General features: G+C 49.5%; 11 protein-coding genes. 3 read left to right on the plus strand and 8 right to left on the minus strand.

What is annotated here, in order from left to right; translation table 11 throughout:
* Positions 1–59: 59 nt before the first annotated feature.
* Positions 60–1,388: a GTPase ObgE gene (gene obgE / locus FC20_RS02025; RefSeq protein WP_056945291.1), complete on the minus strand. Its 1,329-nt coding sequence runs from the start codon at positions 1,386–1,388 to the stop codon at positions 60–62.
* Between the two features lie 110 nt (positions 1,389–1,498).
* A complete protein-coding gene (gene uvrC, locus FC20_RS02030) occupies positions 1,499–3,301 on the minus strand; it encodes an excinuclease ABC subunit UvrC (protein WP_008461362.1) in 1,803 nt (600 codons plus the stop codon).
* 184 nt (positions 3,302–3,485) lie between these two features.
* Between uvrC and FC20_RS02035 the strand changes: the two genes are divergently transcribed.
* Positions 3,486–4,874: an APC family permease gene (locus tag FC20_RS02035; protein WP_056945292.1), complete on the plus strand. Its 1,389-nt coding sequence runs from the start codon at positions 3,486–3,488 to the stop codon at positions 4,872–4,874.
* A gap of 148 nt (positions 4,875–5,022) precedes the next feature.
* On the plus strand, positions 5,023–5,964 hold the full coding sequence (locus FC20_RS02040; protein WP_008461376.1) for a nucleoside hydrolase: 942 nt from the start codon (positions 5,023–5,025) through the stop codon (positions 5,962–5,964).
* Between the two features lie 57 nt (positions 5,965–6,021).
* Here the strand turns inward: FC20_RS02040 and recQ are convergent, their stop codons facing one another.
* From recQ to FC20_RS02070, 6 genes are all read right to left on the minus strand, one after another.
* Positions 6,022–7,791: a DNA helicase RecQ gene (gene recQ, locus FC20_RS02045; RefSeq protein WP_008461377.1), complete on the minus strand. Its 1,770-nt coding sequence runs from the start codon at positions 7,789–7,791 to the stop codon at positions 6,022–6,024.
* 21 nt (positions 7,792–7,812) lie between these two features.
* The gene (locus FC20_RS02050) at positions 7,813–8,760 is read right to left on the minus strand and encodes an NAD(P)-dependent oxidoreductase (protein WP_008461380.1); all 948 of its coding nucleotides are present in this window, start codon (positions 8,758–8,760) and stop codon (positions 7,813–7,815) included.
* Between the two features lie 65 nt (positions 8,761–8,825).
* Complete coding sequence (gene coaBC, locus FC20_RS02055; protein WP_008461383.1) at positions 8,826–10,025, minus strand: bifunctional phosphopantothenoylcysteine decarboxylase/phosphopantothenate--cysteine ligase CoaBC; 1,200 nt, start codon at positions 10,023–10,025, stop codon at positions 8,826–8,828.
* A complete protein-coding gene (locus tag FC20_RS02060) occupies positions 10,025–10,498 on the minus strand; it encodes an arginine repressor (protein WP_008461384.1) in 474 nt (157 codons plus the stop codon). The genes coaBC and FC20_RS02060 overlap by 1 nt, the downstream gene beginning before the upstream one ends.
* 250 nt (positions 10,499–10,748) lie before the next feature.
* The gene (argS, locus tag FC20_RS02065) at positions 10,749–12,446 is read right to left on the minus strand and encodes an arginine--tRNA ligase (protein ID WP_008461386.1); all 1,698 of its coding nucleotides are present in this window, start codon (positions 12,444–12,446) and stop codon (positions 10,749–10,751) included.
* Positions 12,447–12,675: 229 nt separating this feature from the next.
* On the minus strand, positions 12,676–13,590 hold the full coding sequence (locus FC20_RS02070; protein WP_056945293.1) for a LysR family transcriptional regulator: 915 nt from the start codon (positions 13,588–13,590) through the stop codon (positions 12,676–12,678).
* Between the two features lie 130 nt (positions 13,591–13,720).
* Here FC20_RS02070 and FC20_RS02075 point away from each other — a divergent pair, with 130 nt between their 5' ends.
* Entirely contained in the window at positions 13,721–14,935 is a 1,215-nt protein-coding gene (locus tag FC20_RS02075; RefSeq protein ID WP_008461391.1) for an aminotransferase-like domain-containing protein, read from the plus strand.
* Positions 14,936–15,077 lie beyond the last annotated feature (142 nt).

A 15,077-nucleotide genomic window follows, 5' to 3' on the forward strand; every position in this document is an offset into this window, starting at 1 on the left:
GTTTACTCCATATTACAAGATTACGATTTGCAAAGATCGATTCTTTATCTGTTATACCCTTATTGTACAAATTCAAAGCTAAAGTTGCCGATGTAGACGTCATCACCGTCTTCGGCCCCTTGGGCCCGCAGCTCATCGTCAACGCCCAGCTTCTTCAGCTTACGGGCTAAACGCATAATCCCATCTTGGTGGTCCATGTTGGTCATGGCAACCAGGCGTTCCAACTTTTCGCCGTGAATTTCAAATTCGTGGTCACCAATCTTTTCAACCGTGAATTCCATCTTTTCAGGACGACGGTACTTGTAGGTCTTGCTTTCAGCTGGAGCTTCAGCAGCGGCCTTGGCCTTGGCAGCGGCTTGCTCAGCTTCAACCTCACTGACCAGGTTAGCGGCGTCGCTCATCAACTTGTCAACCCCTTGGTGGGTAATGCTGGAGAGTTCGTATACTGGCTGGTCAATGCCGTTTTCTGCCAGGTCATGCTTAAACTGAGCCAATTTTTCATCGGCGCCTGGAATATCCATTTGGCTGGCGACGATTAATTCCCGCTTGCTGGAGAGGTCGTCTTCTGTATAAGAAGCTAGTTCGTGCAAGATGGTTTCGTAGTCATCGTATGCATCTCGGCCGTTATTTGGATCCATGGACACCATGTGCAGGATGACCTTGGTTCTTTCAACGTGGCGCAGGAACTGAATCCCCAGACCTACGCCTTGGCTGGCGCCTTTAATCAGCCCTGGCAAGTCAGCCATGGAGAAGTCCCGGCCATCTGGCAAAACCACCATGCCCAGGTTAGGCTTCAAGGTCGTAAACTGGTATGCCGCAATCTTCGGCTTGGCCTTAGTCACAACTGACAGCAAGGTTGACTTCCCAACGGATGGGTAGCCAACCAAACCGACATCGGCTAACACCTTTAATTCTAGACGCAGGGTCCGGAACTCGCCTGGTTCACCGTTTTCTGCGATTTCTGGCGCCGTGTTGACGCTAGTAGCAAAGTGGATGTTGCCCCGGCCGCCCCGGCCGCCTTTAGCCACAACCAGTTCTTGCCCATTTTCGGTCAAGTCCCCGATTTCTTCGCCGGTATAAAAGTCGTAAACCGTGGTCCCGACTGGCACCTTTAAGTAGAGGTCCTTGGCTGCCCGGCCATATTGGGACTTGATCCGGCCGTTTTCACCAGGATCAGCCTTGAACTTGCGCCGATAGCGGAAATCCATCAGGGTTCTTAAGCCGTTATCGGCCACAAAAATAATGGATCCACCGCGGCCACCATCGCCGCCGGCTGGGCCACCATTTGGCACGTATTTTTCATGGCGGAAGGCCACCATACCGTCCCCGCCCTTACCGGCTTGGACTTCGATCTTTGTTTGATCAACGAATGTTGAAGGAGTTGGCATTCTTTATTTTTACCTTTTCTTTCTTTAACTTAATTTCTGTCTATTTCTGCTTAGAATCGTAGTAGTTAACTCTTTATTATAGGCTATTTTTGCCCATTACTAAAGGCAAATCACAAAGAAAGTTTAACTGCTTGGGCCTGGGGAAGCGTTAACCCGGCTTTTCGCAAATCATCAATAGATGCTTCTTTGATCTTTTTCAAGGACCCAAATTCTCTGAGCAGCTTGGTTCTAGTCTTTGGGCCAATCCCCTTGATCGAATCAAGGCGACTGGTCAGGGCATTTTTAGCATGAGTTTGCCGGTGGAAGGTGATGGCGAAGCGGTGGACCTCGTCTTGAATCCGGGTCATCAGGTAAAAGCCTTCAGACTTTGGATCAATCGGGATCAAGCGGAACTCTTCCCCTCTAAAAGGATCCCCGTAAAGGAGGTGGTTGGTCCGGTGCTTGTCGTCTTTGACCATGCCGGCCACCGGGATATCCAAATTCAATTCGTTTCTTAAAACGTCTTCGCAGGCCTCCACCTGGATCTGCCCCCCGTCCATTAGAATCAAGTCTGGCAGGCGCTGGTGCTCTTTGAGCAAACGGGTGTAGCGGCGGCGGACGACTTCTCTGGTGTTGCCGACTTCGTCAGCCGCGTTTTGGTGCTCGACTTCGCCCTTTAATTTGTACTTGCGGTAGCCCGTTTTAAAGGGCACCCCGTCTTTAAAAACGACCAGGGCTGACACCGGGTCTGCCCCTTGGATGTGGGAGTGGTCAAAGCTTTCAATGTAAGAACCATAGGGCAAGCCCAAAGCCTTAAAGATTTCGGCTTGAGCGCCCTTGGTCTTGCGGTCGGTGAGTTCAAGCAGGCGGAACTTGTCATCCAGCTTCAGCTTGGCGTTTTCCTTGGCCATCTTCAATAAAGACGCCTTTTGCCCTCTTTGCGGCACCCGAACCGGGATGCCGATGGCTTCTGCCAAGGTATCTGGATCCAGGTCTTTAGGCACCAGGACTTCCCGCGGCTTCACCCGGTTTCTTTGGTTGTAAAACTGGGCAATAAAGGACATCATTTCGTCTTCCGGGTCGGTCACGTCTGTCAAAGGAAACATGTAGGATTCCCGTCTTAAAAGCTTGGCCTGTCTCAAGAAGAAGACCTGGATGGAGATCCAGGAGTGATCTACATAGTAGTTGAAGATGTCTCTTTGGGTGTGGTCGTTAGAAATGATTTTCTGCTTTTCCACCGTTTCTTCGATGTACTTGAGCTGGTCGCGCAGTTCCGCTGCCCGCTCAAATTCCATCTGGCTGGCCGCCTCGGTCATTTTCTGGGTCAAGTCTTTTTTGACTTCTTGGATGTCCCCGTTTAAAAAACGCTTGATCTTCTTGATCTGCTCGTCGTATTCTTCTTTAGGCACTTCCTTAAAGCAGGCCCCTAAGCACTGCCCCATGTGGTAGTAAAGGCAGGGCCGGCCGGTATAGCCGGTACAGCGGCGCAAGGGGAAAACTTTTTGGATAAACTTCAAAGTTGCTTGGGCAGCGTAAACGTTGGGGTAAGGCCCAAAATAGTAGCCCTTATCCTTATAGACAATACTGGTTAAGCGCGTTTGCGGGTTGCGCTCATTGGTGATTTCGATATAAGGATAGCCCGTGCCGGACTTTAGCGCCACATTGTAATATGGCTGGTATTTCTTGATTAAGGTGATTTCCAGCAAAAAAGATTCTTTATCTGAATCCACCACGATGATGTCGTAGTCGGCAATGTTGCGGACCAGTTCCGCCCGTCTGCCCTCTTGCTTACTCTTAAAGTAAGAGCGAACGCGATTTTTCAGATTTTTGGACTTGCCGACATAGATCACCTGGCCATTGACGTCTTTCATCAAATAGCAGCCTGGCTTCTCCGGCAGGAGTTTCAATTTTTGCTCAATCAGTTGGTTTGCCACTTCCTGACCACCTTTCTGTAGTACCGGAGCAATTTTATCATGAATGGCATCTCTTTTACACTTTTCCGCTTTACTTAACAGAATTCTTTAATAAAATGTTTTTTCGCATTGCCTAATGCTGATCCAGCATAGTACAATTATTAGATAAGTTTTAAAAAATGGATTAGAAAAGGAAGATATAGTTATGTCGATGAACATTTTTCGCAAGGAACATGCGGATAACTTGCTCTTAGAAGACAAGCACTTCGAGCGTTCCTTAACCGCCAAAGACCTGATTGCCCTGGGCATTGGGGCCGTGATCGGCACGGGGATCTTTATTTTGCCGGGAACGGTCGCTGCTACAGAAGCTGGACCGGGGATTTCCCTCTCCTTCTTGATTGCGGCCGTCGTCTGTATTTTGTCTGCCATGTGCTACGCTGAATTTGCCTCTGCTATCCCTGTCGCTGGGTCGGCCTATTCTTACGGCAACATTGTTTATGGGGAAGCCGTTGGCTGGGTATTAGGCTGGGCCCTGGTCCTGGAATACATGCTGGCTGTAGCCGCCGGTGCAGCGGGCTTTTCCAGCTACCTGCAGTCATTTTTAAAGTCCTTTAACCTGGCCTTGCCTCAGGCCATCTCTGGTCCCATGGACATCAAGCACGGCGTTTACTTTGACATTGTAGCAATCACGGCGATTTTGCTGGTCTGCGTCTTGCTCTCACGCGGCCTGCGGACATCGGTCAAGATCAACAACGTTGCCGTTTTTATTAAGATTGCCATCGTTCTCTTATTTATCGCCGTTAGCCTCTTCTTCATCAAGCCGGCCAACTACCACCCATTTTTGCCATATAAGTTCTCCGGCGTCTTGAAGGGGGCAACCACCGTCTTCTTCGCCTATCTGGGCTTTGACGTCGTTTCTGCTTCAGCTGCCGAGGTAAAAAATCCCCAAAAGAACATGCCGAAGGGGATCATCGGGACCTTGTCCATCGTGACCGTCTTGTACATCCTGGTTTCCCTCGTCTTAACTGGCATGGTCAAGTACACCAAGCTGAACGTAGCTAACCCAGTTGCTTACGCCTTAGTGCAGGTCCACCAATCCTGGCTGGCACAGCTTTTATCCTTAGGGATCCTGCTAGGCATGGCGACCATGATGGTGACCATGATTTATTCCAGCTCCCGTCTGGTTTACGCTATGGCCCGCGATGGCCTTTTGCCTCACTTTTTGGCCAAATTAGACGAAAAGCACAACTCCCCTCAAGGAGCCCTGTGGCTGGTCGGAATCATCATCGCCTTAGCCGGCGGGGTCTTCTCGGTCAACCAATTGGCCAACCTGGTCAACTTCGGAACGCTACTAGCCTTTGCCTTTGTCTCCTTTGGGGTGATTCCTTTGAGAAAGCGGACTGACTTGGTCAATGAAGGCTACAAGGTTCCGCTCTTCCCATTCATTCCGATCTTGTCTGGCCTGGCTGCCGTCTTCATGCTCACCCGCTTATCAGGAGAAATGTGGCTGGTGGCCGGCATCTGGTTCTTGATCGGGATTGCCATCTACTTCAGCTACGGCTACTGGCACAGCCAATTAAACGACAAGCAATAGCTGGAAAAAGCAAAAAACAAAAAAGCAAAAATTCGTTTTTACTGCCCTTCGGGGCAGTTTTTTCTTGGATGATCTCGAACTAACAGGCTTTTTCCCGTATAATAATCTTGGTAAAACAGATTTGATTCATAGGAAGGCAAGAAAGAACATGAAGAACTTTTACTTAAACCATGACTCCAACATGGATGACTTTACTTCTCTTTTGTTGATGCTGCTGGCTCCAGACATCAAGCTGATCGGCGTTGGGGTCACTGACGCAGACGGCTATGTTGAACCCGGCGTTTCTGCATCCCGCAAGATCATCGACCGCTTCAACCAAAGAGGCGACAAGCTGGAAGTAGCCCGGTCCAACTCCCGTCCCATCAACCAATTCCCGGAAGCTTGGCGGGTATCTTCTTTTTCCGTTGACCACTTCCCAATCTTAAACGAAACGGGCGTGGTTAAGACTCCAATCGCTAAAAAGCCAGCCCACCTGGACATGATCGACAAGATCCACAAAGCTGACGGCCCGGTTACCTTGGTCTTCACCGGTCCTTTGACCGACCTGGCTCGGGCTCTAGAAATCGACCCAAGCATCCAAGACAAGGTCGAAGAACTCTACTGGATGGGCGGCTCTCTTAACGGTCACGGCAACGTCTTTACCCCAGTTTCAGACGACACCCAAGAATGGAACGCCTGGTGGGACCCAGAAGCCTGCAAGACGGTTTGGGACTCTAAGCTAAAGATCCAGCAAGTGGGTCTGGAATCAACGGAAGAATTGCCACTTACCGACGAAATGCGCCAGCACTTTAACCAAAACCGCAAGTACCCAGCCTTTGAATTTGTTGGCTACCTCTACTCCTTGGTCAACTCCTTTGAAGTCGACTCCACTTACTACCTGTGGGACGTTTTGACCACCATGAGTGCTCTTTACCCAGAAATCGTCACTAGCCGGGACACCAAGTCCGATGTTTACACCGATGGTCACCGGGCCGGCCGCTTCTTTGAAACGGAAAATGGCCGCCCAATGACTTTGGTAACTTCCGCCAACTACGACAAGTTCTGGGAACATTTTGACAGCTTGTGCAAGAATGCCAAGCTTTTAGGCTAAAAGCAAATCACAGCATAGAAAAAGACAGGCATTGCCTGTCTTTTTTCTTTACAAATTCTAAGCGTAATTTTTGATCACGGCCATCATGGTCTGGCCATAGTTGGCTAGCTTTGCCTCCCCGACCCCGGAGCAGGCCAAAAATTCTTCCGCTGTCTGCGGCTTTAGGCGGGCCATATCCCGCAGCGACCGGTCCGAGAAAATAACAAAAGGCGGCACGTTCTTTTGCTGGGCCAGTGCCCGCCGTTTTTGTCTAAGAGCCTCAAAGAGGTCTTGGTTGTCCGCCTCCTGGGTAGCGACTTGGATGGCGGCTTCTTGTCTTCTCTTGACAAAGGCCTTGCCATCTAAAACGTCCCACCCCCGGTTGGTCACATGGACTACCGGGTAGCGGTCGCCAGCCAGGGTCAGGTAGCCTTTAGATACCAGGTAGTCGATCAAGTTGGAGACATCCGTTTGCTTGTGACCCTTCAAGCGGCCGTAGTGGTCGCAGTCTTCTGCCCCAATTTCTTCCAGTTTTTTCACCTTGGAACCAGTAACGGCTTGAGCAACCAGCTTTTTCCCGTAGCGGCCATCCAGGTCATAGACCATGCCAATGATCTGCTTAGACTCGTCAGTCACATCGACCAAGTCGCCTTTACTCAGGCAGTTGCTGCACTTGCCGCAAGGCGGGCAATCCTGGCCAAAGTAGCGAACGATAAACTGCTGCAGGCATTCATCGGTATTGGCATAGTCGGTGATGGTCTGGAGTTTTTGGTACTGGACCTGGCGGTAGGCCTCGTCGGCTTCAGAATTATCGATAAACCAGCGAAACTGCCGCATGTCACTGGCATGATAAAGCATGACGGCTTCGCTCTCTAAGCCGTCTCGGCCAGCCCGACCCGCTTCTTGGTAGTAGGCCTCAAGATTTTTGGCGCTATTGGCGTGCAGGACAAAGCGGACGTTGCTCTTGTCGATCCCCATGCCAAAAGCGTTCGTGGCCACAATCAAGGGGATGCGGTCATAAAGGAAATCGTCTTGGACGGCGGCTCTAGCCTCATTGCTCATCCCGGCGTGGTAGCCTTCAACGCTGAAGCCCTGCTTTTGTAAAAATTCGGTCAAGCCCTCAACCTTTTTCCGGGTGTTGGCATAGATGATGCCAGCTTCGCCTTGGTGCTTTTGCAAATAATTGACAATGTAAGCCCGGGTATTTTTCGGCGAATTGACCAGCTTAAAGTGGAGATTTTTCCGCTCAAAGCTGGTGATGACAAAGTTTGTTTCCGGTATATCCAGCTGCTGGCCAATATCCTCCCGAACCGCCTTGGTGGCTGTCGCCGTAAGGGCTAAGACGTTGGGGTGGGTATGAAGCGCCGAAATCCCCGCCTTCAGCTGCCGGTAAGCTGGCCGAAAGTCGTGCCCCCACTGGGAAATGCAGTGGGCTTCGTCGATAGCGACTAAATTGACCTCCAAAAAGTTCAGCTGGTAGCGGAAGTAGTCCATTTCCATCCGCTCCGGAGTCACATAGAGCAGCTTGATCCGGCCCTCATAGCAGGCTCTTAAAATCGGGTTCACGTCTTCTTGCGGAGTCGAAGAATTAAGAGCTGCTGCTGGAATCCCATATTCCTTCAAGCTGTCGACTTGGTCTTTCATCAGGGAGATCAGGGGCGAGATGACCACGGTTGTGCCTGGAATCATCAGGGCCGGTATCTGGTAGCATAAAGACTTCCCGCCCCCCGTTGGCATGACGGCTAAGACATTTTCGCCCTTAAATACTTTTTCAATAATCTCCCTTTGCCCTGGCCGAAAACTGTCATAGCCAAAATACTTTTTCAATACTTGCTGCGGATCAAGCAAGTCCTCTCCCCCTTTATCTGCTTAATTTACGCGGTTGACCGGCTGGCCGTCGACTAAGAATGACAGCAAGTTGTAGCTGGCCTCTTTTAGCACGTTGCGCCGCGCTTCTTTCGTGGCGCTCCCAGCATGCGGCGTCAAAATAACGTTGTCCAGCTGGCAAAATTCCTGGTTAAAGTCCGGCTCATTGGCAAAAACGTCTAGCCCGGCCCCGGCCAGGCGGCCATTTTTCAGGGCCCGCAATAGGGCCGCTTCATCCACCAGGCTGCCCCGGGCCGTATTGATCAAGTAGGCGGTATCCGGCATCATGCTGATCGCAGCCTCATCGATCACGTGATAGGTTTCTGGCGTCGCCGGTGCGTTTAAGCTTAAGTAGTCGGCCCGGGCTAAAAGCTCAGCCAATTGTACATAGTTGGCGCCCAGCTCCCGCTCTGTTTCTTGGGGCAGGCGGCGGCGGTTATGGTAGAGCACGTTCATCCCAAAGCACTTGGCATAGCCGGCTAAGGTCTGCCCAATCCGCCCCATGCCAAAAATGCCCAGGGTCTTGCCCACCAGGCTTTGCCCCTGGTTTTCCGGCAGGCTAGTATCAAGAAATGCTCCTTTTTGCATGCCTTCATCGTACTTGATCAGTTTCCGGCTCAAGGCCAAGATCAAGGCAAAAGCCATCTCAGCCGTTGGCTGCATGACGCTTTCCGGGCAATTGGAGACCACGATGCCTTGCGAGCTGGCATAGTCCACATCAATGTGGTCAAAGCCGACCCCGCAAGCGGTAATAATCTTCAATTTGGGCGCGGCATCGATCATTTCCTGGCCAACCTGCACCTTGCCGGCAATCATCCCATCAATGTCCGGTAAGACCTGCTGGTACCAGGCAAGATCGGCATTTTTCGGGGCAAACAGCAAGTCAAACTTGGCTTCAAGCTCCGGCAGCTGGTCGATCGACAATCCGGCAATTAAAATTTTGCCATTCATTTTATACACCTTACTTAATATAGCATAAAGAGGCTTTTAGTAGCGGAAAAGCCTCTTTTACATTCTTACTCTCGTACTGGTTTTTCTAAGCGATTAGCCAACAGCGTCAGTAACTTCTTAGCTACTTGGTCCTTGGTCATCCTGGGCCAGGTAACCGGATCTTGCTCCTTCTCTAGAATGGTTACCTGGTCATAGTCGCCCCCAAAAGCATCCCCGCTGACGTCATTAGCCACGATGAAATCAGCGCCCTTTTCTCTTAACTTGCGCTCAGCATTAGCTAGCAAGTCATTGGTTTCAGCCGCAAAGCCGATGACCACTTGCCGATCTTTTTGCGCAGCAACGGTTTTTAGGATATCAGGATTTTTGACAAAATGCAAAGTCAGCTCATCAACGCCTGGCTGCTTTTTCAGCTTGTGATCGGCCTTTTCCTTAACCCGCCAGTCGCCAACGGCCGCTGCCATAATTAAGGCATCACTGTCTGGAAAAAGGCTTTCCACTTGGGCCAGCATTTCGGCAGCATCCCCTACTGGGTAAAGGCTAATCTGGCTATTCTTTGGCACAGGTACCGAAATATTGCCGTAAACCAGGGCAACCTGGGCTCCCATTTGGGCTGCCCTTTTAGCTAGGGCCAGGCCCATTTTGCCGCTAGAATGGTTGCCAATGTAGCGGACCGGGTCGATGGCTTCTTTGGTGCCGCCGGCCGTAATCATGATTTTTTTACCCAAGAGTGGCCGGTCAAAATGCTGGTCAACCCAGGCTAAAATGACTTCTGGCTCTGGCATCCGCCCCTTGCCGCTGTAGCCTTCGGCTAAGTAGCCCGTAGCCGGCTCTAAGACTTCATCGCCTTGCTCTGTTAAATAGGCCAAATTGCGCTGAACAGCGGGATTGGACCACATGTGAGAATTCATGGCTGGGACGATTAATCGGGGACCAGTACTGGCAAGTAGAGTGGTTGAGACAGCATCATCGGCAATGCCGTTAGCCATCTTGCCAATAATGTTGGCATCGGCCGGCACGACCAGGGCTAGGTCGCTCCAGTCAGCCAGGTCAATATGAGCCACGGAAGCTTGCACCTCTTTGGCAAACAGATCGTCTAAGACGGGATGCTTGGTTAAGGAGGCTAAGGTGGCTGGCCCCACAAACTGCTCGCTGTTTTTAGTCATGGCTACGCGGACTTCATGGCCAGCTTTTTGCAAGCCGCGAACCACGTTGATCGCCTTATAGATAGCGATGCCACCGGTCAAGTAGACTGCAATTCTAGCCATTAATATACCTTGCGGTCCTTCACGATCGCATCTGCCCAGTCGGCAAATTCTTGGGCAGCCTCATTGTTCTTCATGATGACTAGCAGCGTGTCCGTCCCCGCAATGGTGCCGGCGATATCATCATTTTCAACATCGTCAATCAGCCCCGCCAAAATTGGCGCATAGGTCAGCTTCATGCTGGTTTGAATGACCACCGTAAACTGGACAGCAGTGACCGTGGCAACCCGGTCGCGAATCGCTTCCCGGAGCTGCCTTTCCCGGTTGACAGCAGCTGATGGGGCCTTAACGTAGTAGCTGCGGCCATCGTCGTCTGGCACCTTGGAGATATGCAGGGCATGGATGTCCCGGGAAATGGTTGCCTGGGTGGCCGTAGCCCCGTGGGTCTTCAAAAGGAGCAATAATTGTTCCTGGGTTTCAATCTTGTTGGTTTGAATCAGCTCGTAAATTAATTGTCTTCTCTCTTTATAGTTCATGAATTTGCTCCTCAAAATGGTTATAAAAAATATTAGCTAGTATTAATTCTAGCGCATTTTGATAATTCAAGAAAGCCGTTACGAAATAATTCTGCCTTCATTTTATGCACAGCTGGCAGTCCTAATAAAACGCGAATTAAGCGGTTAACTGAGTTAAGAATATTATTATTTTTCAATCATTTATGCTAAAAAATAAAAAATGCCTTGAAATCAATTTCAAGACATTTTTTTATTTAATGTACAATAAGAATTACATTTCGTCTGGAGCCTTCACGTCCAAGAGGTTCAAAGCTGACTTGATGACTTCGCTGACTGCCTTAACAACAGCCAAACGTGCTTTCTTCACGTCTTCGTCAACGTCGTCAACCAAGATCCGGGTGTGGGCGTAGTACTTGTTGAAGCGCTTAGCCAGTTCCAGGGCAAACTTGGCAACGGCACTTGGGTCGTAAGTTTCCAAAGCCTTTTGCAAAACGTCAGCGTAGCGGCCCATGAAGGATACCAGGTCCCATTCAGCTTCGCCGATCTTAGTCAAGTCAACATCGTCAAAGCCCTTGATACCGCTCTTTCTCAGCAAGCTTTCGCCACGGGCACGAGCGTATTGTACGTAAGGACCAGTTTCACCTTCGAACTTAACAACTTCTTCCAAGTTAAAGTCGATTGGGTTGCGGCGGTAGTTCTTCAAGTCGTGGAAGACAACGGCACCGATCCCAACTTGCTTGGCAACTTCGTCAGCGTTGGCAAGGCCGGCGTTCTTTTCAGCGATTTGCTTGCGGGCAAGGTCAACTGATTGGTTCAAAACGTCTTCCAGGTCAACAACGTTACCCTTTCTGGTTGACATCTTTTGGCCGTTGATGCTCATCAAACCAAAGGAGATGTGCACAATGTCGTCAGCCCAGTCAAAGCCCATTTCCTTCAAGCAAGCCCGCAGTTGTTGGAAGTAAACTTCTTGTTCTTGACCAACAACATAAATGGACTTGTAGAAGTCGTAGGTCTTCTTCCGGTACATGGCGGTGGCCAAGTCACGGGTGATGTAAGTGGAAGTACCATTACTCTTGATAACCATCAAAGGTGGCAGGTTGTACTTTTCAAGGTCAACGATTTCGGCACCTTGGCTCTTCACCAGCAGGTTCTTTTCCCGCAAGATGCGCACTGGTTCGTCCATCATGGTTGCACTGAAGGCTTCACCAGTGTAAGAGTCAAAGTCAACGTCCAGCATCTTGTAAACCCGCTTGAAGCGTTCAAGGGAAACTTCTCTGAACCAAGTCCACAGACGCTTAGCTTCTTCGTCGCCCCGTTCCAGCTTAGCAAACCATTCACGGCCAGCATCGTCGTATTCTGGGTGGTCAGCAGCTTCCTTGTTGATGCGGACATAGTAGGACAATAAGGTGTTGATTGGGTCCTTCTCGATTTCGGCATCGTCGCCCCACATCTTGTAGGCAGCCATCATCTTGCCGAATTGGGTGCCCCAGTCACCAAGGTAGTCAATTCTGATTGGCTTAAAGCCTTCCTTAGCCAAAATTCGTGCAATTGATTCCCCAATCATGGTTGAGCGGAGGTGGCCCATCCCCATTGGCTTGGCAATGTTAGGGGAAGAATATTCAGTAGAAACGTTGCGGCCTTGGCCGATGTTGCGAGCACCGTAATTTTCAGGGTCTGACAAGATTTCCTTCAGGATTTCTGCGCCAACTTGGCTCTTGTTCAAGAAGAAGTTAACGTAAGGACCAACCGCTTGCACCTTTTCGAACTTGCTTGGGTCAATCTTTTCTGCCATTTCGCTGGCAATCAGGTTTGGTGCCTTGCGCAAGGTCTTAGCCAAGGTGAAAGTTGGGAAAGCATAGTCCCCCAGCTTTTCATCCTTAGGACGTTCAATCTTGACTTCGATGTCTGACATTTCCCAGTCAGGCAAAACTGGTTGCAAGGCTTCTGCTACGATTTGTTTACCGTTCATAAAATACCTTCTTTATATCTGAATAAAAATTACTCAGCGTCTGCTTGCCCCATCGCTGATGCAAGTTTTGTTTCAAAAATTCCTATTAATCTCATCCAATGTGACAAAACGCCTTGTAGTCTCTTTTACTGTTACTCTATTTATTATAGCAATAGTTAAGAGATTATGACAACAGCTTTTAAGCCCTTTAATGAATTAGTTATTCATTGAATATGCACAAAATAGCTGATTATTTATCATCATTGACCATGGTTAAGCGGCCTGTCGGATATTGCTGCTGAATTAATTCATGGACGTTCTTGATCATCTGCCGAGTTGACGGTGCCAGGCGCTGCTGGCTGGAGGTCACCAGGGCGATTTTTCGGTAAAAAGGGGTGCTAAAAGGCAGAATCTGCACTTCCCCCTGCATTTTCTGCAAGGCCAAAGCAGGCAAAATCCCTAAACCCAGACCCGCTTCCACCATGGCCACGATTGACTGGTCGTCGATGGAGAACTGGATGGCAGTTGACTTGATGGAATAGTGGTCAAGAGCTGCCTTGGTATCCAGGTCATAGTCGCTTTGCTGCAGGATGAAGTTGTAGTTGACCAAATCTTCTTCACTGACACTGTGCCCATTTTTAACCTGAAAATTCATAGGGGCAATGCAGTAGATTTCGTCTTCTAGGATTTTTTCAACAGTGATCCCCAGATCATTTTCTGGCAGCATGGTCAAGCCCAGGTCCAGCTGCCCGCTCTTGACGGCTTCAGTAATTTCATTAAAGCCGGCTTGCCGCACCGAAATCTTTACCTGCGGGTAACTTTTGGCAAAAGTCTGGATCAGCGGCGGCAGCCAGTTGATGCAGGCTGAAGAAAAGGCCCCGATCCGGATTAACCCAGTATCTAGCCCCTGAATCTGCTGGGCTACTTGCTCTAGCCGGTTTTGGTCATTGATGATTTCCTGGATCAAAGGCAGAATTTTTTGCCCATCTGGAGTCAATTTAACGCCGGTCCGAGACCGCACAAAAACCGGAAAGCCTAGTTCGCTTTCCAACTGATTAACCGAGTGGCTGATGGCGGACGGGGTCACGTTTAAGACGACCGAAGCCTTGTAAAAGGTCCCCTGCTCTAAGACCGTGCGGAAGACCAAGTATGGAAATGGCAGCATCTTTGCTCCTTACATGAAATAATTTCATCTAAAATTAAATAAGTTGAATTTTATTAATCTTTCAAAAGCAATTATAATATACTCAACTGAAAAAGCAAATTCAAAAAACACAATTTAGGAGTTATCGAGTATGTTAGAAAACTTATTTGCCAAGAGAATCAACAAGAATATTCCTTCCCGCCTGCAAGGTTTGTTCCCAGAAACTAATTTCCCAGACAACATTTCCTTTGGGGGCGGCTGCCCTGATGAAAAATCCTTCCCAGCTCGTGAACTAGTTAACGCCTACCAAGAAGCCATCATTAATGAAAAAGAACACTCTTTCCAATATCATGACGTCAAGGGTCCAGAAAGGCTGCGGGAATTTTTAGCAGACAGGGCTCAAAAGAAGATGGGCATCGCTAACGTGACCAGTGAGGACGTGATGCTGACGGCCGGCGGCCAGCAAGGGATTGAACTTGTCGCAAAGCTTTTCCTTGAAGCTGGCGACAAGATGGCTGTAGAAGTGCCTTGCTACGTCGGTGCCTTAGCCGCTTTTGACGTCTATGAGCCTGACTACTACGAAATTCCCATGGAAGACGATGGCGTCAACCTCGACTGCCTAGAAGCCACATTAAAGGCCCATCCGGACATTAAGCTTTTTTACACAGTGCCAGACTTCCACAACCCAACCGGCATCACCATGTCCCTGGAAAAACGCCAGCGTCTAGTAGAACTGGCCAACAAGTACAACTTTGTGATCCTGGAAGACACGCCTTACCGGGACCTGCGCTACCACGGTGAAAGTCTGCCAAGCATCAAGAGCTTTGATACAGAAGGCCGCGTGATCTTTTTATCCAGCTTCTCCAAGATCCTCTCCCCTGCCTACCGCCTTGGCTGGCTGGTGGCAAGTCCTGAAATCAAGGCGGAACTGACCAAGTTAAAGCTGGCAGAAGACCTGGAAGTGCCTTACATTCCATCTGCGACTGTAGACAACTACATCGCTCATCACGACTTAGATGCCCATATTGAAGGCTTAAAAAAGATCTACCGGCAAAAGCTAGACAAGATGGATCAAGCCCTGCATGCATATTTGCCAGCTGATGCCAAGATCAGCCATCCAGAGGGCGGCTTCTTCTTCTGGATTGAACTGGGCGATGACGCCAATACCAGTCAGCTCCTGCTTGAGGAAGCAATTCCTAACGAGCACTTGATTTACGTGCCATCTGCCAGCTTTTACCCTGACCGGGACCACGTCAACGGCCTGCGGGTCAACTTTACAGGTTCTAGTTTAGCAGAAATCGACGAGGGATGCAGACGCTTAGGACGTTTACTTAACGTAGATTCTTTGATGCAAGTAGCGATCTAAAGCAAAAGTTGCGGATTTACCGCAACTTTTTTATTTTTAGGGGGGATAGCTTCAAATTTGACTCAACTGAACCGTACTTTTTAATAATCGCGGCAACTTTTTACTCACCTACCGAAGCCTTTCTCATAATTGAAACACGACT

It is taken from the genome of Lactobacillus equicursoris DSM 19284 = JCM 14600 = CIP 110162 (genome assembly GCF_001434815.1).
Taxonomy (GTDB): Bacteria; Bacillota; Bacilli; order Lactobacillales; family Lactobacillaceae; genus Lactobacillus; species Lactobacillus equicursoris.

Excerpts from the sequence above, each read along its gene's own strand:
- obgE (WP_056945291.1), bottom strand. The coding sequence starts at position 1,388 with ATGCCAACTCCTTCAACATTCGTTGATCAAACAAAGATCGAAGTCCAA.
- FC20_RS02070 (WP_056945293.1), bottom strand. The coding sequence starts at position 13,590 with ATGCTGCCATTTCCATACTTGGTCTTCCGCACGGTCTTAGAGCAGGGG.
- FC20_RS02035 (WP_056945292.1), top strand. The coding sequence starts at position 3,486 with ATGTCGATGAACATTTTTCGCAAGGAACATGCGGATAACTTGCTCTTA.
- FC20_RS02040 (WP_008461376.1), top strand. The coding sequence starts at position 5,023 with ATGAAGAACTTTTACTTAAACCATGACTCCAACATGGATGACTTTACT.
- coaBC (WP_008461383.1), bottom strand. The coding sequence starts at position 10,025 with ATGGCTAGAATTGCAGTCTACTTGACCGGTGGCATCGCTATCTATAAG.
- FC20_RS02060 (WP_008461384.1), bottom strand. The coding sequence starts at position 10,498 with ATGAACTATAAAGAGAGAAGACAATTAATTTACGAGCTGATTCAAACC.
- argS (WP_008461386.1), bottom strand. The coding sequence starts at position 12,446 with ATGAACGGTAAACAAATCGTAGCAGAAGCCTTGCAACCAGTTTTGCCT.
- FC20_RS02050 (WP_008461380.1), bottom strand. The coding sequence starts at position 8,760 with ATGAATGGCAAAATTTTAATTGCCGGATTGTCGATCGACCAGCTGCCG.
- FC20_RS02075 (WP_008461391.1), top strand. The coding sequence starts at position 13,721 with ATGTTAGAAAACTTATTTGCCAAGAGAATCAACAAGAATATTCCTTCC.